Source organism: Nitrosomonas nitrosa (assembly GCF_003051105.1).
GTDB classification, from domain to species: Bacteria; Pseudomonadota; Gammaproteobacteria; order Burkholderiales; family Nitrosomonadaceae; genus Nitrosomonas; species Nitrosomonas nitrosa.
The window spans coordinates 30,953-52,700 of record NZ_QAOO01000020.1; the positions used below are offsets into that span (position 1 = coordinate 30,953).

21 protein-coding genes, 1 tRNA gene and 1 other RNA gene are annotated in these 21,748 nt (G+C 45.9%); 13 read left to right on the forward strand and 10 right to left on the reverse strand.

The features are described 5' to 3' along the window. Window position 1: 1 nt before the first annotated feature. The 6 genes from C8R30_RS11420 to C8R30_RS11445 all read left to right on the forward strand — a co-directional run bounded on the left by C8R30_RS11420 (window position 2) and on the right by C8R30_RS11445 (window position 5,788). Complete coding sequence (locus C8R30_RS11420; protein WP_107790159.1) at window positions 2-901, forward strand: acetoacetate decarboxylase family protein; 900 nt, start codon at window positions 2-4, stop codon at window positions 899-901. A gap of 11 nt (window positions 902-912) precedes the next feature. Continuing rightward, a complete protein-coding gene (locus tag C8R30_RS11425; protein WP_107790160.1) occupies window positions 913-2,415 on the forward strand; it encodes a patatin-like phospholipase family protein in 1,503 nt (500 codons plus the stop codon). A 229-nt stretch (window positions 2,416-2,644) separates the two neighbouring features. Then, window positions 2,645-3,091 (forward strand): hypothetical protein, encoded by a 447-nt coding sequence (locus C8R30_RS11430; protein WP_107784622.1) that lies wholly within the window; start codon window positions 2,645-2,647, stop codon window positions 3,089-3,091. Between the two features lie 34 nt (window positions 3,092-3,125). Then, complete coding sequence (locus tag C8R30_RS11435) at window positions 3,126-3,665, forward strand: NUDIX hydrolase (protein ID WP_090670875.1); 540 nt, start codon at window positions 3,126-3,128, stop codon at window positions 3,663-3,665. Window positions 3,666-3,737: 72 nt separating this feature from the next. After that, the gene (locus C8R30_RS11440) at window positions 3,738-4,403 is read left to right on the forward strand and encodes a hypothetical protein (RefSeq protein WP_107784623.1); all 666 of its coding nucleotides are present in this window, start codon (window positions 3,738-3,740) and stop codon (window positions 4,401-4,403) included. Beyond that, window positions 4,403-5,788, forward strand: a complete 1,386-nt coding sequence (locus C8R30_RS11445; RefSeq protein ID WP_090670868.1) for a zinc metalloprotease — start codon at window positions 4,403-4,405, stop codon at window positions 5,786-5,788. The genes C8R30_RS11440 and C8R30_RS11445 overlap by 1 nt, the downstream gene beginning before the upstream one ends. Before the next feature lie 6 nt (window positions 5,789-5,794). Here C8R30_RS11445 and C8R30_RS11450 read toward each other — a convergent pair whose 3' ends face one another. Next, on the reverse strand, window positions 5,795-6,274 hold the full coding sequence (locus C8R30_RS11450) for a L,D-transpeptidase (RefSeq protein WP_107784625.1): 480 nt from the start codon (window positions 6,272-6,274) through the stop codon (window positions 5,795-5,797). After that, a complete protein-coding gene (tadA, locus tag C8R30_RS11455; RefSeq protein WP_107790161.1) occupies window positions 6,252-6,740 on the reverse strand; it encodes a tRNA adenosine(34) deaminase TadA in 489 nt (162 codons plus the stop codon). Before tadA ends, C8R30_RS11450 begins: the two co-directional genes overlap by 23 nt. Before the next feature lie 81 nt (window positions 6,741-6,821). Here tadA and prmB point away from each other — a divergent pair, with 81 nt between their 5' ends. After that, the gene (prmB, locus tag C8R30_RS11460) at window positions 6,822-7,748 is read left to right on the forward strand and encodes a 50S ribosomal protein L3 N(5)-glutamine methyltransferase (RefSeq protein ID WP_107790162.1); all 927 of its coding nucleotides are present in this window, start codon (window positions 6,822-6,824) and stop codon (window positions 7,746-7,748) included. A 135-nt stretch (window positions 7,749-7,883) separates the two neighbouring features. Here the strand turns inward: prmB and rluB are convergent, their stop codons facing one another. The 5 genes from rluB to C8R30_RS11485 all read right to left on the reverse strand — a co-directional run bounded on the left by rluB (window position 7,884) and on the right by C8R30_RS11485 (window position 12,449). Continuing rightward, window positions 7,884-8,729 (reverse strand): 23S rRNA pseudouridine(2605) synthase RluB, encoded by an 846-nt coding sequence (gene rluB / locus C8R30_RS11465; RefSeq protein ID WP_107790163.1) that lies wholly within the window; start codon window positions 8,727-8,729, stop codon window positions 7,884-7,886. Between the two features lie 67 nt (window positions 8,730-8,796). After that, window positions 8,797-9,120, reverse strand: a complete 324-nt coding sequence (locus C8R30_RS11470) for a YbaB/EbfC family nucleoid-associated protein (protein WP_177182351.1) — start codon at window positions 9,118-9,120, stop codon at window positions 8,797-8,799. After that, the gene (dnaX, locus tag C8R30_RS11475) at window positions 9,110-10,741 is read right to left on the reverse strand and encodes a DNA polymerase III subunit gamma/tau (RefSeq protein ID WP_107784574.1); all 1,632 of its coding nucleotides are present in this window, start codon (window positions 10,739-10,741) and stop codon (window positions 9,110-9,112) included. Before dnaX ends, C8R30_RS11470 begins: the two co-directional genes overlap by 11 nt. Window positions 10,742-10,800: 59 nt before the next feature. After that, window positions 10,801-10,899, reverse strand: an RNA gene (ffs, locus tag C8R30_RS11480) — signal recognition particle sRNA small type. 431 nt (window positions 10,900-11,330) lie between these two features. Beyond that, complete coding sequence (locus C8R30_RS11485; protein ID WP_107784575.1) at window positions 11,331-12,449, reverse strand: Fic family protein; 1,119 nt, start codon at window positions 12,447-12,449, stop codon at window positions 11,331-11,333. Between the two features lie 307 nt (window positions 12,450-12,756). Between C8R30_RS11485 and C8R30_RS11490 the strand changes: the two genes are divergently transcribed. Then, window positions 12,757-13,266: a hypothetical protein gene (locus C8R30_RS11490; protein ID WP_107790164.1), complete on the forward strand. Its 510-nt coding sequence runs from the start codon at window positions 12,757-12,759 to the stop codon at window positions 13,264-13,266. 72 nt (window positions 13,267-13,338) lie between these two features. Here the strand turns inward: C8R30_RS11490 and C8R30_RS11495 are convergent, their stop codons facing one another. Further along, the gene (locus C8R30_RS11495) at window positions 13,339-14,598 is read right to left on the reverse strand and encodes a type II toxin-antitoxin system HipA family toxin (protein WP_107790165.1); all 1,260 of its coding nucleotides are present in this window, start codon (window positions 14,596-14,598) and stop codon (window positions 13,339-13,341) included. After that, on the reverse strand, window positions 14,585-14,923 hold the full coding sequence (locus tag C8R30_RS11500; RefSeq protein WP_090670941.1) for a helix-turn-helix domain-containing protein: 339 nt from the start codon (window positions 14,921-14,923) through the stop codon (window positions 14,585-14,587). The genes C8R30_RS11495 and C8R30_RS11500 overlap by 14 nt, the downstream gene beginning before the upstream one ends. A gap of 511 nt (window positions 14,924-15,434) precedes the next feature. On the opposite strand from C8R30_RS11500, the gene C8R30_RS11505 reads away from it, so the two are divergent. After that, window positions 15,435-16,607, forward strand: coding sequence for a Fic family protein (locus tag C8R30_RS11505; protein ID WP_107790166.1), 1,173 nt, complete (start codon window positions 15,435-15,437; stop codon window positions 16,605-16,607). A gap of 407 nt (window positions 16,608-17,014) precedes the next feature. Here the strand turns inward: C8R30_RS11505 and C8R30_RS11510 are convergent. Further along, window positions 17,015-17,091 (reverse strand) — tRNA-Met (locus C8R30_RS11510). A gap of 243 nt (window positions 17,092-17,334) precedes the next feature. Between C8R30_RS11510 and yajC the strand changes: the two genes are divergently transcribed. The 4 genes from yajC to C8R30_RS11535 all read left to right on the forward strand — a co-directional run bounded on the left by yajC (window position 17,335) and on the right by C8R30_RS11535 (window position 21,373). After that, window positions 17,335-17,775: a preprotein translocase subunit YajC gene (gene yajC / locus C8R30_RS11520; RefSeq protein WP_107784596.1), complete on the forward strand. Its 441-nt coding sequence runs from the start codon at window positions 17,335-17,337 to the stop codon at window positions 17,773-17,775. An 89-nt stretch (window positions 17,776-17,864) separates the two neighbouring features. Next, window positions 17,865-19,712, forward strand: a complete 1,848-nt coding sequence (gene secD / locus C8R30_RS11525) for a protein translocase subunit SecD (protein ID WP_107790168.1) — start codon at window positions 17,865-17,867, stop codon at window positions 19,710-19,712. 84 nt (window positions 19,713-19,796) lie between these two features. Then, window positions 19,797-20,729 (forward strand): protein translocase subunit SecF, encoded by a 933-nt coding sequence (gene secF / locus C8R30_RS11530; protein WP_107790169.1) that lies wholly within the window; start codon window positions 19,797-19,799, stop codon window positions 20,727-20,729. 107 nt (window positions 20,730-20,836) lie between these two features. Then, window positions 20,837-21,373, forward strand: a complete 537-nt coding sequence (locus C8R30_RS11535; protein WP_090672687.1) for a DedA family protein — start codon at window positions 20,837-20,839, stop codon at window positions 21,371-21,373. Window positions 21,374-21,748 lie beyond the last annotated feature (375 nt).

The window sequence follows — 21,748 nt, forward strand, 5'->3', positions numbered from 1 at the left end:
TATGGGTATTCCCAAGCGAATAAAAACAACTTCTGGCCAGCATTCACTGGTCGATGGCATCCCTTTTCAATTACCCGTGCAATGCACACCCTCACCTGTACTCATGGCTGTTTTTCCTATCAATGCAGATAAGGCTAAAGCCGCTTTACCGTCTGAAGTACATCCCTTGCGTATGCGAAACAACAAAGGGCTGTTGGTCGTTGCCGTCATCAATTATTTAGGAACGAACATCGGCAAATATATCGAATATAGCATCGGTATTGCTTGTACCCATGGGCTTAAACCCGCCCCACCCTTGCTTCCTCTCGCATTGATGAACACTTTTGGCACGGGCCAATATGTGCTCGAATTACCGGTATCTACCAAGATCTCAGTAAAAGGTGGAAAAGGAATCTGGGGCATGCCCAAGCATCAAGGTAATCTGGATTTTAAAATCGGCGATAAAAGCGTGAGCAGCCAATATGATTTGGATGGGCAGCTCGTTACCTACATAGAGATTGCTCGCCCTTCATTCTCCTTTCTACCCCTGTGGAATATCCCTGCAGTCAACTACTGCGCATTTCGCGGCATGCTGATGAAATCCAGTATTTATATTAAAGGCCGGGCAGGCGTAAAGCTGTTCAAGTTCGCGAAAGCAAAGCTGGTGCTTGGCGACCACCCTCGTGCCGATATCTTAAAAACGCTGGATATCGAGAATCAGCCTTTAATGACCGCATTCATTCCCGGCGTGGTCGGCACTTTGGATGATCATATCGAATCCTGGTTCCTGTACCAAGCAGAGCCACCCTTAACTGCACCAGAGGGTTTTGAAAGCGTCATCGATTTACCGCTGGATGAAACTTGGCCACCGCAACCTAGTGCGCCCATTGTCGGAGAAATTTTTGGCAATTTTAACCGTTAGTGTCATTCTCGATGAGTACAACTTCAACTGTTTTTCTGACAGCACCTCAAAAATCTGGTGAACCTAAACGAGCATTAGTATTGCCGGGTGGCGGGCTTCGTTTATCGTATCAGGCGGGTATCTTGGTGGCGCTGCAAGAAGCGGGTATCGCATTTCAATTCATGGATGGGACATCGGGTGGCAGCCTCAATCTCTCCATGCTCTTGTCTGGACTCTCGCCTAATGAAATATGTCAACGTTGGCGTACTCTGCGCCTCATCGATACGATTTCTTTTCTGCCGCTCGAAGATTATCTCAAAGTTGAGAATCTACAGGGGCTTGGTGACACCGATGCATTTCGCCACAAGGTATTGCCTCACTTCGGCATCGATTTCACGGCCATAAACCAGGTGGATACAGTGCGTGCATCCTATAACGTGCTGGACTACGCAAACAAAATCGTCAAGGTGATATCACATCGAGAAATCGATGAAGATATGGTCATCGCGGGCATGTCTTTGCCGGGTGTGTTCCCTCCAGTGCGTAAGAATGGTGGAATTTATCTGGATACCGGTTTTGTGCAGGATGCCAATCTCATTGAAGCAGTCAAACAAGGTGCGGAAGAAATCTGGATACTTTGGGGGTTAGGCAATACCGGTGTCTACCGGGGAGGCGTGCTCCATCTCTATGTACAAATGCTCGAAGTCAGTGCCAATACTGCCCTAAACAATCAACTGGCAATCATTCATGAACTCAATCAGCGGATTGAGAAAAATGACAGCCCTTATGGTCAGTCTCAACCGATTCAAGTCCATGTCATTCGGCCAGACTATCCATTGCCGTTAGATCCAGATTTATATCTTGGGAAAATTGACCATACCACCTTGATCGAGATGGGTTATGCTGATAGCAAAACTTACCTACAGCATCTTGCTTCATCATCTCGCCAAATTCCGTTCAATCCATCACGGATGCATGATCCCAAGCCCGGCATTCGTTTCTCGCAAACTTTGGAAGGCCGTTTAAACTTTCAAACACAGCCCAGCGTGAATGAAACCATGAAGCTCGCTTTAACGGTTCATATTCACCATCTCGAAGCATTCCTGGATAATCCTACGCATCCTGCGCAGATAACAGGACATATCAGCAGCGATTCACTTGGTTCTTTCCGCATGATTACCAACGGTGCTTACACACTTGAGAAAGTATCGAAAAGAACACGGAAAATCACCTATGAAATGGAAATAGAAAAAAATAATGAGGTTTATACAATCATCCTTGAGCATATCCTCAATGACGATCCTGGGCTTGATATGTGGCGTGACTTATCCAATTTAAGTCTCAAATTATTTAAAGGCCCAGCGGAAAATGGCCAACTTCTCGCCGTTGGAACAGTACGTCTATCTTTGGCCGGCATTAAGGACTTGATCAAAGGTTTTCAAGCCACAGAAGCAGGGTCATTTACTGAAGCCATTGCGATCAAATCCCGCTTTGCTCGCTTCTTCCTCGGTGAACTTTATGATGTTTACAGCTAACTTTTTTAGCAGATTGTTGAAAATTGCCGATACGACTGAGTGATTTTACTCATCCTAGCAATTGATCTCGTTTAGAACAACGATAAACGAGAACGATAGGAATCAAGCCCTGTTTCTGACGCAATAACCGTACAGACAGATTTTAACTTACTGTTAAAATGTTCTCGCTGTTTGCTCCATAGCCCTCTACAATAGTAAGTCGTTTAGGCTATGTTTTATTGATCCTATTATGAACGACCAGCAACTTAAAATTCGCATCAAGCTCAATCAGATACCGCAATCGCTTGAAGATACCTACTCAGACAATGTGGTCAAAGATAACCGGTTTCCTTTCGAGAAACCACCGTTCGATTGGCGAAAAATAACCATAGCAGGACTGCTATTCACCTTTATACTCGGTGGCATTGTATACTGGTGGTCGGCTGAGAAAAATGAGTCACCCATTACGACATCTTCATCCACAGACAGCGACCATCCCGTCAACAATAATGATGGCTTGTTGCCCAATAACCCAAGCGAATCGGTCAATACAACCCACGATCGAAATACGGTTTCCGATAATGCCACCGAGACGGTCGATATACTTCCCGCAAACAAACCGATATCCTCTCCCACCAAGCCTCCCTCACTACCAGAAGATATCATTCCATCGAAGAAGCCAGCCGGAATAAAGTAAATACACTGTTTTCGTATATCGATCAGAATTCATTATGAAGTTTTGTAGTCATTGCAGTGCAACGGTCATTCTATGCGTTCCCGAGGGCGATACGCTACCGCGTTTCGTTTGCCCCACCTGCCATACTATTCATTATCAAAATCCAAAAATAATCGTTGGATGCATTCCAGAATGGGAAGGCAAAATTCTATTGTGCCGCCGTGCCATTGCCCCCAAGGAAGGGAAATGGACAGTCCCCGCAGGTTTTATGGAAAACAACGAAACATTGGCACAAGCTGCCTTACGTGAGACTTTGGAAGAAGCCAATGCTCACGTAGAGATTGGCGATCTCTACGCGGTGTATAGTCTGCCTCATATCAGTCAGGTCTATCACCTGTTTCAGGCTCGCTTACTGGATTTGGATTTCTTTCCAGGGATCGAAAGTCTGGAAGTCAAACTTTTCGAAGAGCATGAGATTCCATGGAACGAAATTGCATTTCGCGTCATTCATGATCCCTTGAAACGCTATTTGGAAGAACGCCAGCAAGGAAAAATCCATTTCCATATGGGCGTGATTGATCGACCCACACTCTGAATTTTTTTCATTCGTAATATGATAAGACTCTCACTCTCATAAAGCCTTAAAGCAAATCAGAGGTTACCGATCATGCGTCTATTATCCGAACGTGTTTTTTGCAACTGGATCGTTTACTTGCTGGTCATCGGATTCCTCATGCTTGATGCCAAGCAGGGTATTTCATCTCAAAATATCACAACTTCCTCTGAGCGTCCCTTGATCTCCGCTTTACCGGATCGATCGCGCTTGGATACGGCAATTGTCTACTATAGCGAAACCTTAGGGGGCTCAAGAGAAGCGCTCTCAGGGGCTTCACTGATGATTTTCAACGATGGCTATATGCTGGTTTTCCGCCCAGCCTACATGCGGCTAGCCGGTATCTATGAAACCTATCTGGATGCCGCCACCCTTGATCAGCTTTGGCACAACCTGACAGATGAAAAAATCCTGGCGTTTGACCCGATGCTGATCCAAAACAAAATTCAAGCAATCAAGCAACCGCAACCAACGCTTTTTTCCACTGTCGACAGCATTTCGGATGCACCAACCACACAAATTGAAATTTATCCCAATCGCTATCAAGCCACGATCCTGTTTGAGCAAGGAGACTGGCAGGCAAAAAAGAGTATTGCCTGGTATGCCCTCAGATGGACTGCGGAGCGTTACCCGGATATTGTGGAAATATGCTATTTACTTTTTGTTCAACAGCAATTGGCAGCGCTGATGGAGCGGCCTGATCTCAAGAAAATTGAATAATGGCCGCAAAAAGATCGCTTGTGCTTCACAGACTGACAGGTACGCTGCTATTTCTCATCATGAGTATAGCCTTGCCTGTTTCCCCAGGCACTTTCGAATTTGCAGGTAGAGAATACGGCGCCAACGTTATTACCCATCCGCCCGGCTATGACGGCAGAGGAGGTAATATGATTGTCACAGTCGGTATAGCACCTTCATCCACTTATGCGGCAGAAATGGTCGTTCCTATACAGAATGCCGTCGATACCTGGAATAATTTGATTCCAACCACCGAGAATGTCGTCAGAGAAGGCAGCAATGTCCCTGCTCACCAGTTTGACTTTGAATCGGTTGCCTTGCATGAATTGGGACATTGCCTTGGGCTAGGGCACCCCAATCTCGCTTCTGAATCAGGCTTGACGGGTATGGATAGAAACTACACGAGTTCAACCAAAGGTGCAGATGGTCAATTCAATCTCGCCAGCGGTGCAGATGCCGTCATTGGCTCTGGCGATGATCTACGGGGCGATGACGTCAATCTGCACTGGTTCCAGAAAAGTAACAACAATCCTTTTAGTGTCGCTGAGCGCGTCGATCAGACCACCTATAGCCGCGATCTTGTCGATCTACCTCCAGGCCAAAGCTTTGCTGCCAATGCTGACCGCAATGTCGGCAGACTATGGGGTATTCACGATACAGAAGCTGTTATGCAACAGGGCATTATTTCTGGAGAGGCACAACGCACACTCACTGGCGATGATGTCGCCACTTTGCGTTTGGCCATGAGCGGTTTGGATAGACTGGCTGGCACGACCGATGATTACACCGTACAGCTGGAGTTTGTCGGATTGAGCGATAATGCTGATATCGTCTTTAGTTTCGATGGCAGTCGAGCCTCCTTTGCGGTATGCGAAATTAGGGCGGTACAAATTGACCCGTTACACTTTACCATCAGCCAGGGTCGGATTTATTTCAATGCGAATATCGCATGGTTCTTCAACGATGTGCCTGCACCTACCCCGCCCAAATATTCGACACCTTCTCCAGCAATTTTTGCCAATGACATAGCCGGCTCGATTACCTTGCAGCAAAATGACACATTGAAGATTACCCTCTCGCTCAACCCAGGAGTTTATATCGGTAAACTAGCCGATTACTGGCTACGGGCGGCGACCCCCATGGGAGTATTCTGGCTAAGTGATCGATTCGAATTTATCCCTTCTGATCAACCCATCCGGGCTTATGGCGGAAAGCTCTTCGTTATCGACCGTTTCCCTATTTTAACCATACCGGCCAATCAGCTTCCTCTTGGAACGTACACGCTCACCTTTGCTGTCGACGACAATTTGGATGGCGTAGCCAATGGTACTTTTCAGGCTTCAATCGACGTTACGATCATGCCATGAAAAAAGTTATCGGGTAATTTCGACTGGCGTTCCCACTGGCACTCGATCAAATAGATCCAGCAAATCGTGATTATGCATGCGTATACAGCCAATCGAGCCAGGTTTGCCCATTTCAGCGCTATCCGGGCTGCCATGAATGTAAATATAACGGCGCATGGTATCCACCCGTCCCAACCGATTAAATCCAATCTCGCAGCCGGAAAGCCATAAGATGCGCGTTAGAATCCAATCTCGCCCCGGATAGCGGCTGGCCAGCTCGGGTGTATAGATTTCCCCTGTAGGGCGACGTTTCACAAAAACAGTATTGATCGGCTGCTGATCGCCGATCTTCGCACGGATAATATGCTTACCCAATGGTGTGCAAAAACTGCCTCGCTGCTGACCGACACCATTTTTTGCAGATGAAATCAAATAGCTTTTGACAAGATTATCTTGTTCGGCCAGCAAATCGAGCCGTTGCTGATCAATGCTGATATGGATTCGCATATAAAATATTCTTGCCGGAATGACGCTTTCTAATAAAAAATTGTTTCAATAACGCGCCAGCCTCCTGTGCCAACACCCCGCCACTCACTTCCAGGTGATGATTGAGCCTCGTCTCGGCCGGCAAATTCAAGACGCTGCCACACACCCCGGTTTTAGGGTCTGCCGCCGCATACACCAGCCGCTTGATCCGCGCATGAAAAAGCGCCCCGATACACATCGCACAGGGCTCAAGCGTGACGAACAAGGTACATTCTGGCAACCGATAGTTGCGCACATACTGAGCCGCATCGCGCAAAGCGCTTACTTCTGCATGTGCAGTTGGGTCCATCGCACTAATAGATCGATTATAGCCACGGCCAATAATTTTGCCATCCCTAGCGATGACAGCGCCCACCGGCACCTCGCCTAATTCCTGCGCCATCCGAGCCAAATCCAGCGCAGCGCGCATAAAATCTTCGTCATTCATTTCTACTTATCAATCGAATAATCGAGCATTCGGTAATTTATTTATGCTACATTTCCTTCGCTAATTTTTTTATCACCTATTATGGTTACTCCTGCCAATACACCCGATAGACTCCTGATCAATCACGCGAGCAGTGAATTACGCACATTGCGCGATTGGTTACGTTTTACCGTCAGCTATTTCAATCAAGCCGATCTATTTTTTGGGCATGGCTTCGCTACGGCCTATGATGAAGCAACTCATTTAATTTTGCACACCCTCCATCTTGCCCCAGACCAATTAACGTTATTTCTGGATGCACGCCTTACCCAGATCGAACGTGATCAGATCGTGCAACTCATTTTGCAGCGTGTCACCGAAAAAATTCCAGTTGCTTATCTCACACACGAAGCTTGGCTGGGAGATTTCAGTTTCTATGTCGATAAGCGCGTGATTATTCCACGCTCATTCATCGCCGAATTACTGCAGACTCGGCTAGCTCCATGGATTAGCCAGCCTGAAGGCATTCACACAGCCTTAGATCTCTGTACGGGCTCAGGCTGCCTTGCGATCTTGCTTGCACACGCTTTCGAGAATGCCCGCATCGATGCCGTTGATATTTCTCCAGACGCGCTTGATGTCGCTCAAAAAAATATTGAGCGTTACGACCTAGTACACGTCATTCGCCCCATTCAATCAGATCTTTTCAGCGCATTAGCCGGTCAACGTTATGATGTCATTATCAGTAATCCACCCTATGTCAATGCAGCCTCGATGGCCACTTTACCGGATGAGTATCACCATGAACCCAACATTGCACTTGCAGGTGGCCAGGATGGATTAAAGATAATACACAACTTACTAAAAGAAGCTGCCAACTACTTGACTGAAAACGGTCTACTGATTGTCGAAATCGGCCATAATCGCGAGGTACTGGAACAATCCTTTCCACGCATTCCATTCACCTGGTTGGAAACAAGTGGGGGTGATCAGTTTGTATTTATGCTCGAACGAAAAGATTTGATTTGAACATTTTCTAGCGACTCGTTTCAGCATTCATGGACAGCTTGCGAAGAGTGATGGGTATGGACTGTCGGTCTCCTGGCAGTAAAAGCCAATACCTTTGTTTAGCTGATAAAAAAGCTACGAACAAAGTACAGTCGACTAAAGCTTGGAAAAATGATGGGTAACAGGTAGCGTGTTCACCGCACTCAACAGATGCTTGATGTCTCCTTCCTCAAGTTCCTGCCACATACCCCGCTTCAATCTGGCAGGTAAAGTAATCGGGCCGAACCGTACGCGAATCAATCGACTGACTGCCAAACCTAGCGTTTCGAACATCCGCCTCACTTCTCGATTTCTGCCTTCTTTTATCACCACATGATACCAACGATTGGTTCCTTCTCCTCCCCGCTCTGATATATCGCTGAATTTTGCAAGCGCATCCCCTAGTTCTACCCCTCTCAATAACTGATCTTTTTGCTCAGGGGTCAAACATCCGATAATTCTCACTGCATATTCACGTTCTGCTTCGAAGCGAGGATGCATCAACTGATTTGCCAACATGCCGTTTGTTGTAAATATTAGCAATCCGCTCGTATTGAAGTCCAATCTGCCCACCGCTACCCATCGTGATGACTTCAATCTCGGCAAGCTATCAAAAACGGTGGGCCGACCCTCAGGGTCATGGCGGCTCACGATTTCGCCTTCCGGTTTGTGATAAAGAATCACGCGCGGCAGGCGCTCACTCGCATTAATGCGGATAATTCGCTTATTGACACGCACCAGATCCCTGAGTCCAACTCGATCACCTAATTTAGCAACTTTGCCATTAATACTGACCTGGCCGGCCGCTATCAACGCTTCCATTTCACGCCGAGAGCCCAAGCCACTCTGCGCTAACAATTTGTGAAGCTTATGAGTGACGGCGGCATCCGCTTTAGCAGCATCCTTCATCGGAGCCGGAGCGATCTTCTTGCGAGCTCTTAGCGGCCGTTGTTTGTTATGCATTTAGTCCTTGCTCAGACATCACTATGAAAGATCCTGTACTCGAAACAAAGGAAATCACCCTTATCGATCAAAAAGGTAGCTTGATCCCTGGGGGCAAACCCATTCCACCTGTCAAACTGGCCATTTTTTCTTGTGTCGTTGCTTCAACACGGCGCACAGCATCATTCACAGCGGCAGCAATCAAATCTTCCAGCATTTCCTTGTCTTCACCAATCAAACTATTGTCTATGTTGATTCGCTTTACATCATAGCGACAAGTCATCACTACTTTGACCATGCCAGCACCCGATTGACCTTCCACTTCCATGGTAGCCAACTGCTCTTGCATCGCCTTCATATTTTCCTGCATTTGCTGGGCTTGCTTCATTAAGTTACCTAAATTAGCTTTCATCATTTTTTTGTCTCCGTTGTTCAACTGGTTTGATCGACGAAACAATTAGCTTAGCGTCAAAATTTTCAATTAATTCTCTCACCACAGGATCGGATTCAATTGCAGCGATCGCCTCAGCCTGTTTTGCCTGCTTTGCGCGATCTTGCATTGCAATCGATGTCATCCCCGTTACGCTGCCTATCGAAAAAGTCATGCTTATCGGTTTCCCAAGATAGCTTTCCACTGCGGCCTTCAGCTTATCTTGATAAATTTTCTCTAACAAATATTTATGCTCTTCCGGCACGCATAGTTCAATCTTATCACCAGAATAAGAGCGTGCTTCACAATGTTGTGCCAGCATCTTTGCCATACCGCCCAAATTCAATTGTTTAACGATTGTTAGCCAATCTTGATTAGGCGCATCTGATTGTTCACTCTTTTTCTGTGGAATTGGATAAGCATTGTCCGGGAGTGGCTCCTTTGTTTGTATCGATGCTTGCAAGGCGCTTTCATCTTTTGCGAATTGCTTAGGAAACCCCTTTTCTGGCAATAGCCGATCAGGAAAAAATGCTAGCATCCGCATCAATGTCATGGTAAACCCGGCATACTCATCGGGCGCCAAATTCAGGTCTTGCCGTCCATGAAGTGCAATCTGATAAAACAATTGAATATCTTCAGCAGTAAAACGTTCAGCTAACGCAAATATCTGCTCACGCTCCGGCAACGTCTCATCTATCGCTTGCGGGGCTACCTGCGCCATTGCCAGGAGATGGAGCACGGTCGCGAGATCCTGTAAAGCATTGTCCATCGACAAACTCCGCGCCTCCATTTCGTCAGCTATCGACAACAGTTTCACAGCATCTTTACGAACCAACGCTTCCAGCAATGCAAGGAGGTAGTCCTGTTCAATAACACCCAGCATAGCACGGACATTTGCTTCCGTAACAGCACCCTTACCATAAGCAATGGCCTGATCCAATAGACTCAGCGCATCGCGCATACTTCCTTGCGCCGCTCTGCCTAGTAAGCGTAAAGAGGCTGAATCAGAAACCACCTGTTCCTGCGACAGTATTTTTTCCAAATACGTCACAATCAAGGCAACAGGAATTTGTTTCAAATTGAATTGAAGACAGCGAGACAGTACTGTAACCGGAATCTTCTGCGGATCAGTTGTCGCCAAAATAAATTTAACGTGCTCCGGGGGTTCTTCTAAGGTTTTGAGCATGGCGTTAAAAGCCGATTTGGATAGCATATGCACTTCATCGATCAGATATACCTTATAACGCGCAGCGGTCGGCGCATAACAAGCGCTCTCAAGCAGCTCGCGCATACTATCTACTTGCGTATTAGAGGCGGCATCCAACTCAACCAAATCGACAAAATTCCCTTTATCGATGGCAATACAAGCTGAACACTGCCCACAAGGCATAGCCGTTACCCCTGTTTCACAATTCAACGCTCTGGCCAATATCCTTGCAATCGTCGTTTTGCCGACACCGCGTGTGCCCGTAAATAGGTAGGCGTGGTGCAGCCGGTTTTGTTCGAGAGAATGTGTAATCGCAGTGACGATATGATCTTGCCCTGTCAACTCGGAAAAATTTTTGGGACGCCACTTTCGGGCAAGAACTTGTGATTGGGACACGCTATTTACCAGACAAAGAATGAAAGCAAATATTACCTATCCGTAGCCGGTTAAATTAGGGTGGCGAGCCAAACCCCCGGCACTTGCAGAAAATAGCTGTGGCTGCTTCCTTCCGGACCTGACCAGGTTCACTACCATGCAATGCGGGGAGGCCCGCCGTATAAAGGACTATTCTACATTAATCTGCGGATAGCTTATCATTGATTTGCAATTAAAAAACCCTTTGCAAATCCTCTCAGCAAAGGGCTCATAATTCCAACTTTAGCAGATTCTTTAATTGTAATTGCGCTCGATTGTTGTATGGTTGCGGGAATGCACAACCCCCTTAACCTGTTTTTCCGCAATCAGCCTTTCAGAACGAAATATTACCATATAACCTATGTGGAACGGTAAAAATTAAATCAGCCGGCCCAGAGTACTTCTCTGACTGAATAATACGCTCACGCATATTTGATGAAAATACTCCAGCTCACAGAAAGAGCCAAAGAGCGTTTCTTCATCAAAGATGAACAGACTCATTCACAAATTTTGGCAATGTTAGGGCAATCCAAAATTCCCAATAATATTAATCAACTAGCAAAAGCAGCCATCATTGGGCTTCTGGTATCCTGTTTAGGGAATAGCTAGTGCTGCGCCCACCACCGACATCTTTAATCAAAATGTCGCGTTCTATCAGACCCAAAATATCCCGCAGAGCCGTATCCTGAGAACATTCTGCGATCTTTGCCCACTTTGAGGATGTAAGCTTACCCTCAAACCCATCCAACAGCTTGTTCAGCATCAGGCGCTGTCGATCATTGAATGGCGCATTCTTATAATGCTGCCAGAATCGGGCTTTGTGCAGCACGCTGCCCAGCGTTTCTTCCGTGCTGTTGATTGCACGGTCAAGGCAATTTAAAAACCATTCCAGCCAGGATGTAATATCGAGGCCACCTTTTTGAGTTTTTTCCAACATATCGTAATAGGTTTTTCTTTCCTGCCGGATTTGTGCCGACATGCTGTAAAAGCGCTGCGAGCTTTGTTCTGATCGTGCCAATGCCATATCGGCAATCGCACGCGCGATACGTCCATTGCCATCTTCGAAAGGATGAAGTGTGATAAACCAAAGGTGGGCAATGCCTGCCTTGAGAACGGTATCCGTATCGTCCTTGCCATTAAACCACTTCAGGAACATATCGGTTTCTTTTTTAAGGCGCTTGGCGGCAGGGGCTTCAAAATGTATCCGCTCTTTTCCAACAGCGCCGGATACCACCTGCATCGGCCCGCTTGAATCATCGCGCCATTGCCCGATGATAATTTTATGCATGCCACTATAACCAGTCGGAAACAAGGCTGCATACCAGCCAAACAGACGCTCAGTGCTTAGTGGTTGCGCATAATTTTGCATCGCATCCAGCATCATATCGACAATACCATCAACATGACGATCAGCGGGTGCTAACGCGCCAATGTCCAACCCTAGCCGCCGGGCAATAGATGAGCGAACCTGGTCACGATCCAGAATTTCACCTTCAATTTCGGAAGATTTTAGCACATCGAGCGTCAGGGTCTGGAGCGTGGCTTCCACTTTTAAGGGAAATCCCAACGCATCCATCCTGCCAATCAGACGTCCCTGCCGGTGACGCACAGACGCCAGCAACCCGGATAATTTTTTATGATCCCAGCGGAAATCAGGCCAGTCAGACAACTCATGGATATAGCGATTCATCCTACGCACCTCATGCGGAGATTATCCGCCATATTCTCCGCATTTTGCAACTGCAATAACCGCATATTATGCGGATATTATGATCGCTATTCGCCGCATCTGCTTATGTTTCTTGCATGAATCCAGCGATTGCGAGAATATTCTTTAAAGGAGCAGGATTTGGAATTGGCAGGTCATGGATATGGAATTGATCATAATATCTGATGAGCTGCGACGGTATCTTCAGGACTTGAAAAGCTCAAGCGGTGCTGGTGCTTCAGCCATGTAACGTGGCGCAAATGATCGCCCAAAAGGTCTTGATGCCGCGATGATCAATCGCTGGCTCAATGGCAAGACGAGAACGGCGCGGCCTGATCATTGGAATGATGTGTTCAGGCGCTGGTCGGAGATGCCAAAATGGATCAAGATTACTCCCGAAATCCAGAAGGAGCTTCAACTCGAACATGAACGAACGGGTATCGGCGCAATAGCTCTTCTCAATATTGCAGGATCACTGAATGACGCAATCAAGCCCAGCGCAATCGATCATTGGCTGGCTGGTGTCCGTGACAAAGCGCCGGAGGAACATGTTCAATTTGTCCTGAACGCTTGGCGTGTGCTTCCCCCGATGGAATGGATCAGACTTACACCGCAACACCTCTCCGATTTAGCCGATTTGCGCAATCGCTTGCACCTCAATCCCCGCATATTGATACGACACGCAAGTGATTGCCCTGGTAATCTTGATGAGAACAAAATCTATGACATTCTGGGCGGACGCTATAAACAAATTCGCAAAACTCATTTTGATTTCTTAATGGGTTTATTATCGAGGTAGAAAGCGCCTCTCAATTCAGAAACTGAACGTTCATTTGAAACTACCGAGGTTTCCACGACTTAGTTTGGAAAATCACTCTATCGAGAAGGGATTCAAAAACTGTCTACCCCATAGCAGTCTCTTGTCAACTTCGCTGAGTTCAGCTTCTTCACATACGCCATCCCAATGCCGTTTAATTGCAGAAATCATCTTTTCAAAGATGGCACGTGCTTGAATTTTGGAAAGCAGAAAGTTATGAGCGGTTGCAAGGCAAGATTTTAATTGGCTAAGATTATTATTGCCGGAGATAAGCATAGCCTGTGAAGCTTCGTTACCCGTGCGGCCTTGCGGACAAATATCATAAGCCGGTGTAAGCGTCAGTTCTTTGCCATTCCAAAATGCAGCATGATTTCGCGCATGATCATCCGTGTTACCACAAAGAATATTAAAGACGAGGCGCGAAAAGACTTCCTCAAGTGTCGCTTTTGGATCAGTAAAACGATGGCGGATAATTTCCGCAAAGGTTTCATAGCTTGCGTAACGCGCCATCATGTCATCAAGACCAAGCAGTGTCAGTGCCGAGACCATTGCTTTACGCGACCAGCCTTGATCTTTTTTTGTGCGGTCGAAGCGCTCTATCAAAAGCACGTCTTTATTGGCAGCCTTGATGAGCTTTACAGGCGCAACATTCAAGCCAGATAACGCAGCGAGCCGCATTGCAACAAATTCAGCTTTGACAACGCTATACAAGTCAGCGCTGGAAGAAAACTTGGCGACGTATTTTTTGCCTTGATCCAGGATCAATGCCTTTGGACGTGACCCGCCGATGGAGCTGCCATGGAAGAGCGCGTGATCCAACTCGGGTGTAAGTGGAACGCCCTTTTCAACCCGTTCAACCGATTCAACGAGCTCTTCCATACTCACATTGTTTGCTGAGCGTGGTATATACTCGGTTGGCGAGCGCTGAAAATCGAGCGCACCGATACGATCAGAGCCAGATTCTAATAAATAGGACAATTCATCCAGCTCGCCTGTATCCGTGCTTGCACCTTTGCGTCCCAATTTTTTGTTGATAATGACGCGTCGTCCCCACGCATCCGGCGCGGCATCCCGAATACAGCCCGGCATGGCCAAGCCTTCGTGTAGGGGCAATACGCCTGCTTTTAAAGGTAATTCCGGCTCGTAAATTGCAATGGCTGGTTTTTTGTCGCGGGCACGCTCAAGGTAACGCTTACCGTAGTTAAATAGGATATTGCCGTTATCAGCTTCGAGCCTTCCTGCAACGACAGGCTCCGTTTCATCCGGCAACCATATCCAGACATAAGCTTCTTTGTCATGACTAGAAATCATCATGCACCACCTTGGATTTTCTGCGCACGGATTTCGGCAATAACGACAGCTTATCTTCAGTTTGACGGATATGCCTTGTCAGTGTGGTTTCATCGGCATCAAACAGCTTTACACCGACGATGACTGCCACTTCGAAAACGGCTCCGATCTCGCATTTAAGATCACCCTTCTCGATACGTTGCAGCAAACCTCTCGAAATACCAGCACGATCTGCAACCTCTTGAGCGGTCAGCTTTCGTTCTTTTCGTGCAACGCGAATTAACTCCCCAAGGAGGAGAGACGCTTCACGACTATAACGTGAGTAAGTTCGTATAATTGATTTTGGCATCAATTTATTTTGGTTCATATATAGATCATAAAAAGCCTTTATGATTATTCTGTGAACCACCATAATAGATATTGAGCTTTATGTCAAGACAATAATGATCCATATAAAGATCATAATATATGACAATGATCTATATATAAACCATTTCTGTACGGAAGATGCTAACTAATAGTGGATACTGTCTTTCGCATAACAGTCTACTGGCGATGCCATGAGCCCTTAAACTTATCCTTTCCAGACAGAAGAGCCAGCGTTTTACTCAGAAATACATAAAATCACTGAGAGATTAATTAATTGACCACTCTCAAACAAATCGTCAAGCAAAGACTCCAGACGTGAAATCAATTCTCCAGCGGCATCACTAACATAAATGGTTAATTAATTTTAGTGCCATATATTTAATTAATTTCCTTTCCCTGCGAAAGATGTTTAACTAATGAAGACGTCTAATTAAATTTGTCATGCATTCTTTAATTTACTTTGTTTGCCAATTAAAGGCGGAAACGATCCCATGAAGAAGGTCAGAGAAACGGGTGAATTTGTATCCTGCTCGGTGGCAGAGGAAAAATATCAGGCCTTTGTTCCGTCCACTCTGCCTCCTAAACCGCCGCTGGATATGGGGCAGCTTGGCAGTTTGCTGGCTTCTGCCAGCGCTGCTCTTGGCCGTCTGGATGGTCTAGCCGGATTTTTGCCGGATATTGGATTGTTCATTTACATGTATGTTCGGAAAGAAGCGCTACTGTCTTCGCAGATTGAAGGGACACAATCGAGCTTTTCCGGTCTTCTGATTCATGAAAGCGAAGCAGCTCCCGGCGCACCTACTGAAGAGGATGTCCAAGATGTCTCCAATTGCATAGCAGCGCTGAATCACGGTCTGGAGCGGATGCGTGGTGGATTCCCGCTATCCTTGCGGCTGATTCGGGAAATTCATGAAATATTGCTTTCAAAAGGACGCGGCTCCACCAAAATACCAGGGGAGTTTCGCCGGTCGCAAAACTGGATCGGCGGCCCACGGCCCTCAAAAGCCCGTTTTGTTCCACCTCCGCCGGAACGGCTGGAAAAATGCCTCGGCGCTTTCGAAAAATTCCTTCATGCAGATGATGACGGCCTGCCGGTTCTCATTCGTGCTGCGCTGGCCCATGTGCAGTTTGAAACCATCCATCCATTTCTGGATGGCAATGGCCGCGTCGGGCGGTTGCTCATTACGTTGCTGCTTTGCGCCGATGGCGTTCTGAAAGAGCCGATTCTTTATCTCTCGCTCTGGTTCAAGACTCGACGGGATGAATATTACGATCAGCTGCAATATATCCGCGATACCGGGGATTGGGAAGAATGGGTCAGCTTTTTCCTGCGCGGTGTCATTGAAATCGCCGATCAGGGCGTGGCTACGGCCAAGCGCATTCTTAACCTGTTCAATGCCGACCAGCGCAGAGTCGAAACAGCTCTCGGCAAAGCTGCGCCATCGGCTCTGAAGATACTTGCCCACATGCGAAAAAAACCGATCATTGCTCCGAAAGATTTGGTCGTTCCATTGGGACTTACCATGCCGACGATCAATACAGCTCTCCAGCATCTGGAGAAAGCCGGAATCGTGCAAGAAATAACCGGTCGTCAGCGCGACCGGCTGTTTGCGTACAAGGCTTATCTGGCGATTCTGGAAGAAGGTACGGAACCGTTGGTGTAGATAGCCATAATCTCATGCACAAAACGCAATAACTTAGCAAAATCAATAATTTTTACAAATATTGCCAATCGCAATCGAGCCAAAAAAGAAAGTAAATCCGAAAAAATGAATGCGCTCATTCAGACGACTCGGAAAGATTGCATATCAGAATTTTAAGCTGGGCATTCCGAATTATTTTCAAGCAGAAAGATTAGCAATCACGATCTTTTGTTGCAACATGTCAAAATGATGGCCGAATCATGTGATCAAAAATAGCGTTGGCAGGAAGATTCTGATGTCGACAAATTTTCTTTCGAAAAAGATTTGTCAGACAAGAACGTGATGATTAACCTAAATACACGTTCATCCCGTAAATCTGCATCTACTGAAAAGGTGTATGAAAACGGATATTTTGAGCGAGGATAAGCTGGTTGCGGGGGCAGGATTTGAACCTACGACCTTCGGGTTATGAGCCCGACGAGCTGCCAGACTGCTCCACCCCGCGCCAATGGTTCGCATAATAGCAGCAGTACCTCATTCCGTCAAAATTATGTGCTAAAACCTAATCAGAAGCGCAACACGGCTCTTGTACTAAAAGATTCAATAGACAGTCTCTCCAAAAAATTGAGTTGCAGAAAATCAGGTCTGATTTTTGATCTGCATTTTTATTCCAAATTGTAAAATACAGCATTATGCCGCAGCATGCTAAAATGGTTATTTTTAATCTACCTCTTAGGGAGAAAATATAATGCTGATAAATGAAGCTTATGCCCAAGCGGCAACTAGCACACAAGCCGAGCCAAGTTTGATGAGCCTTCTGCCATTAATTGGTATTCTCGTTATCTTTTACTTTTTGTTGATTCGCCCACAAACCAAGCGTGCAAAAGAACAGAAATTGATGAGGGAAGGTTTGCAAAAAGGGGATGAAGTGATTATCAGTGGAGGGGAATTAGGCCGTGTTACAAGTGTAGGAGAAAGCTACATTACTCTGGAAATTGCCCCCAATATTGAAATTACCGTGCTCAAAGCAGGCGTACAAACCTTATTACCGAAAGGGACATTAAAAAATATCGATACAGGTAAAGGCAACAAAATGCCTAAAAATAACAAACCACAAAAAGCAAGTGATACCCAAGAAAGTGATAGCGAAGATAGCAACGCGACATCTTCCAACGAATCACAAAAATAAACTACGCCAGATAAAAGCTAATGATCCAAATGGTTCAAGCTCATCTCAATCTAATCACTTTTGTCCTCTGTCTTTAATCAATTAATATCATGAACCGCTACCCTGTCTGGAAAAATTTGATTGTTGTGATTTCGCTTCTGATTGGTCTTCTGTATACCTTACCTAATTTTTTTGGTGAGTCGCCTGCAATACAAATTTCACCCTTACGGATCACAGCGGAAACGGGCACCACACTGCTACAGAAAATAGAAGAAACGCTTAAAAAGCATGGCATCGATACCAATGGTGCCATTGTTGAAGGAAATAGCATTAAAGTCCGTTTTACCGACACCGATATTCAAATTAAAGCTAGAGACATTTTGCAATCTGAGTTGGGCGCAGATTACATTGTCGCACTCAATCTCATTCCTAACTCTCCTCAGTGGCTAACGAGTATTGGTGCGCTTCCCATGTATCTAGGGCTTGATTTACGGGGTGGCGTTCATTTTATGCTGGAAGTTGATATGAATGGCGCATTATCCAAGTCTCTAGATCGATATAGTGCCGATATTCGCAGCAATTTGCGCGAATTGAGAATTCCTTCGGCAGGATTAGATCGGGATAATTCTCAACTCGTTATCAAATTTAGAGACGAGCAATCACGTTCAAAAGCAGAAACAGAACTCAAAAAATTATATGCCGATCTAGAGCTGCGCACACAAGATACCGATAGAGATTTCCGTTTGCTTGCAACTGTCAAGCCGGATGCGCATACCCGTATGCAAAGTGCTGCCTTACAACAAAACATTACCACTTTACGCAATCGTATTAATGAGCTCGGTGTGGCGGAACCAATCATTCAGCAGGCTGGTTCTGATCGGGTCATCGTGCAGCTGCCTGGCGTGCAAGACACAGCCAAAGCTAAAGATATTTTGGGTAGAACGGCCACCTTGGAAATTCGGATGGTCGATGATGAAAGTGATCTCGAGACTGCTTTGCAAGGCCAGGTTCCCTTTGGGGCCGAATTATTCACTGAACGTGGAGGAAATCCGCTTCTAGTCAAAAAACAAGTTTTACTGACAGGTGATCGCATCACGGATGCACAACCTGGTTTTGACAGCGATAACCAGCCTGCGGTACATGTCACACTTGATAGCAATGGCGCACGGATTTTCAAACAACTCACCCGCGCCAATGTCGGTAAGCGAATGGCTATTTTGCTCGTTGAAAAGAATCACTCAGAAGTGATTACTGCACCGGTGATACGTGAAGAAATTGGTGGAGGGCGTGTCCAAATTAGTGGTCGCATGAGTAGCACAGAGGCACGCGACGTAGCCTTGCTATTAAGAGCAGGCGCACTTGCCGCACCAATGGAAATCATTGAAGAACGAACCGTTGGGCCGAGCCTGGGTGCAGATAACATTTCGAGAGGATTCAATTCGACCTTATTTGGATTCCTGGCGGTAGCACTATTCATCATGCTTTACTATCAGGCGTTTGGCGTCATCTCCGTTCTTGCCCTCAGTGCAAATTTATTGCTTCTGATCAGTTTACTTTCGATTCTACAAGCTACGCTCACGCTCCCTGGCATGGCAGCGATTGCACTAACGCTTGGGATGGCAATTGATGCAAACATTCTTATCAACGAACGAATTCGAGAAGAACTTCGTAGTGGCGTATCTCCCCACATTGCCATTAATGCGGGCTATGAACGCGCATTCGGCACGATCTTGGATTCGAATATTACCACGTTGATTGCAGGTATTGCCTTGTTTGCTTTTGGTTCAGGTCCAGTCAAGGGATTTGCCGTAGTATTATGCCTAGGTATTCTTACATCCGTCTTCAGTGCTGTAACAATTTCACGCGCCATGGTCAATCTGATTTATGGTAATCAGCGTAAATTAGAAAAAATCTCGATTGGTGCAGTCTGGAAACCTAAAACCTCAAAGCGCTCGTAACCAATTACAATTGATATTGCGCCTCATATTCTCAAATCAGTATTAGAAACGGCTCTCAAGCAGCTATTCAGGACTCTCAAAACCATGGAATTTTTTAGATTTGAACGCGATATTCCCTTCATGAGCTGGGGGAAATATACCACTACCATTTCTGTCATCACTTTTGTTCTTGCCATTTTCTTTTTATCTACAAGAGGTTTAAACCTGGGTGTTGACTTTACTGGCGGAACAGTGCTGGAAGTCAGTTATTCACAACCAGCCGATCTGGGTGCGATTCGTTCGGTGCTTAATACATTGGAGATCACCGATGTTTCAGTTCAGAACTTCGGTAGTTCGCGCGATGTATTGATTAGGTTACCCGCTAAACATGAACTCTCCAGTACCAAATTATCAGAATTTGTGATAGACGCTTTAAAGAATGCCGATCACACTATCGAAATTCGCCGAATTGAATTCGTTGGCCCTCAAGTTGGCCAGGAATTACTTGAAAATGGCGCATTGGCCTTGCTGTTTGTTTCACTCGGCATTGTGGCGTATCTTGCAGTGCGCTTTGAATGGAAATTCGGTGTTGCAGGCATCATTGCGAATTTCCATGATGTTATCATCATTCTAGGTTTCTTCGCTTACTTCCAATGGGAATTTTCTTTGACCGTTTTAGCTGCCGTGCTTGCGATCTTGGGTTATTCAGTTAATGAGTCGGTCGTCATATTCGATCGAATCCGAGAAAATTTTCGTAAACTACGCAAGGCGCCTGTTACACAAGTTATTGACAATGCGATTACTCGCACCATGTCTCGTACTATCATTACACATGGCAGCACTCAAATGGTCGTTATTGCGATGCTGCTCTTCGGTGGTGAAGCACTTTACTATTTTGCGCTTGCATTGACCATCGGCATTCTATTCGGCATTTACTCTTCGACGCTAGTTGCCAGCCCAATACTCATGCTACTAGGCGTCAAGCGCGAAGATCTTGTAAAACCAGAAAAAAAGCAGCAAGAAGAAGCCCTGCCATAATTTGCGGCAATCCACTTCAATTCTAATTTAGGTCGTTACTTTTGTACGAGATCATTAACTGGATAGTGCAAACTGTTGGTGCACTTGGCTATCCAGGAATTTTTATAATGATGGCATTAGAATCCAGTTTTGTTCCTTTTCCTAGCGAAGTCGTAATGATTCCTGCCGGTTACCTTGCTTCCAAAGGAGAAATGAACATTTTCGCTGCGATTCTCAGTGGTATTGCGGGCAGTTTGGCTGGCGCTTTATTTAATTATTATTTAGCAGTTAGATTCGGGCGGCCGTTCCTTATCCAGTATGGCAGATATGTTATGTTTAGCGAGATTACAATGCAAAAAATGGAAGATTTTTTTGCGCGCCATGGCCATATCTCTACTTTTACAGGGCGACTCATACCAGTCGTGCGACAATATATCTCACTTCCTGCCGGATTAGCAAAAATGGATTTAGCGGTATTTAGTATTTATACCAGTCTCGGTGCAGGAATCTGGGTCATTATTTTGGCGTTACTCGGCTATTACATTGGTGCCAATGAGCATCTGATTAAGGAATACCTGCATAACATTATCGCGATATTAATCGTTGCGTGTGCGATCTGCATAGGGGTTTATTGGCATTACCAAAAGAATCGAAGGAAACCTTAATCTACGAGTATCTCTAAAGAACTATATTTTGTCACAATACCTCGTATAGGCTGCGTCAGTATTTTTTGTTCTCACCCCATCTTGTTTAAATCTACGAACTTTTAGAGGTACTCCTAAATCCCATTATTTAGTCAGGTATCGTTGCGCAGGTCAGAGAAGATTGGATATCTCACGCATTATCGTCGTCTACCTCTGACATGCTGGCTACGCAGCTTCGGTATTATTTTTATTACTACCACCACTGCGCATGAAGAAGAAGCCGACGCCTGCTATCAAGAGTACTGCACCAATGATATAAGGCATATTTGATTTACCCCCTGTTCCCACTGCAAATGGGAAGCGGGATACATATTCAACACCTTCTCCCTTTACTGT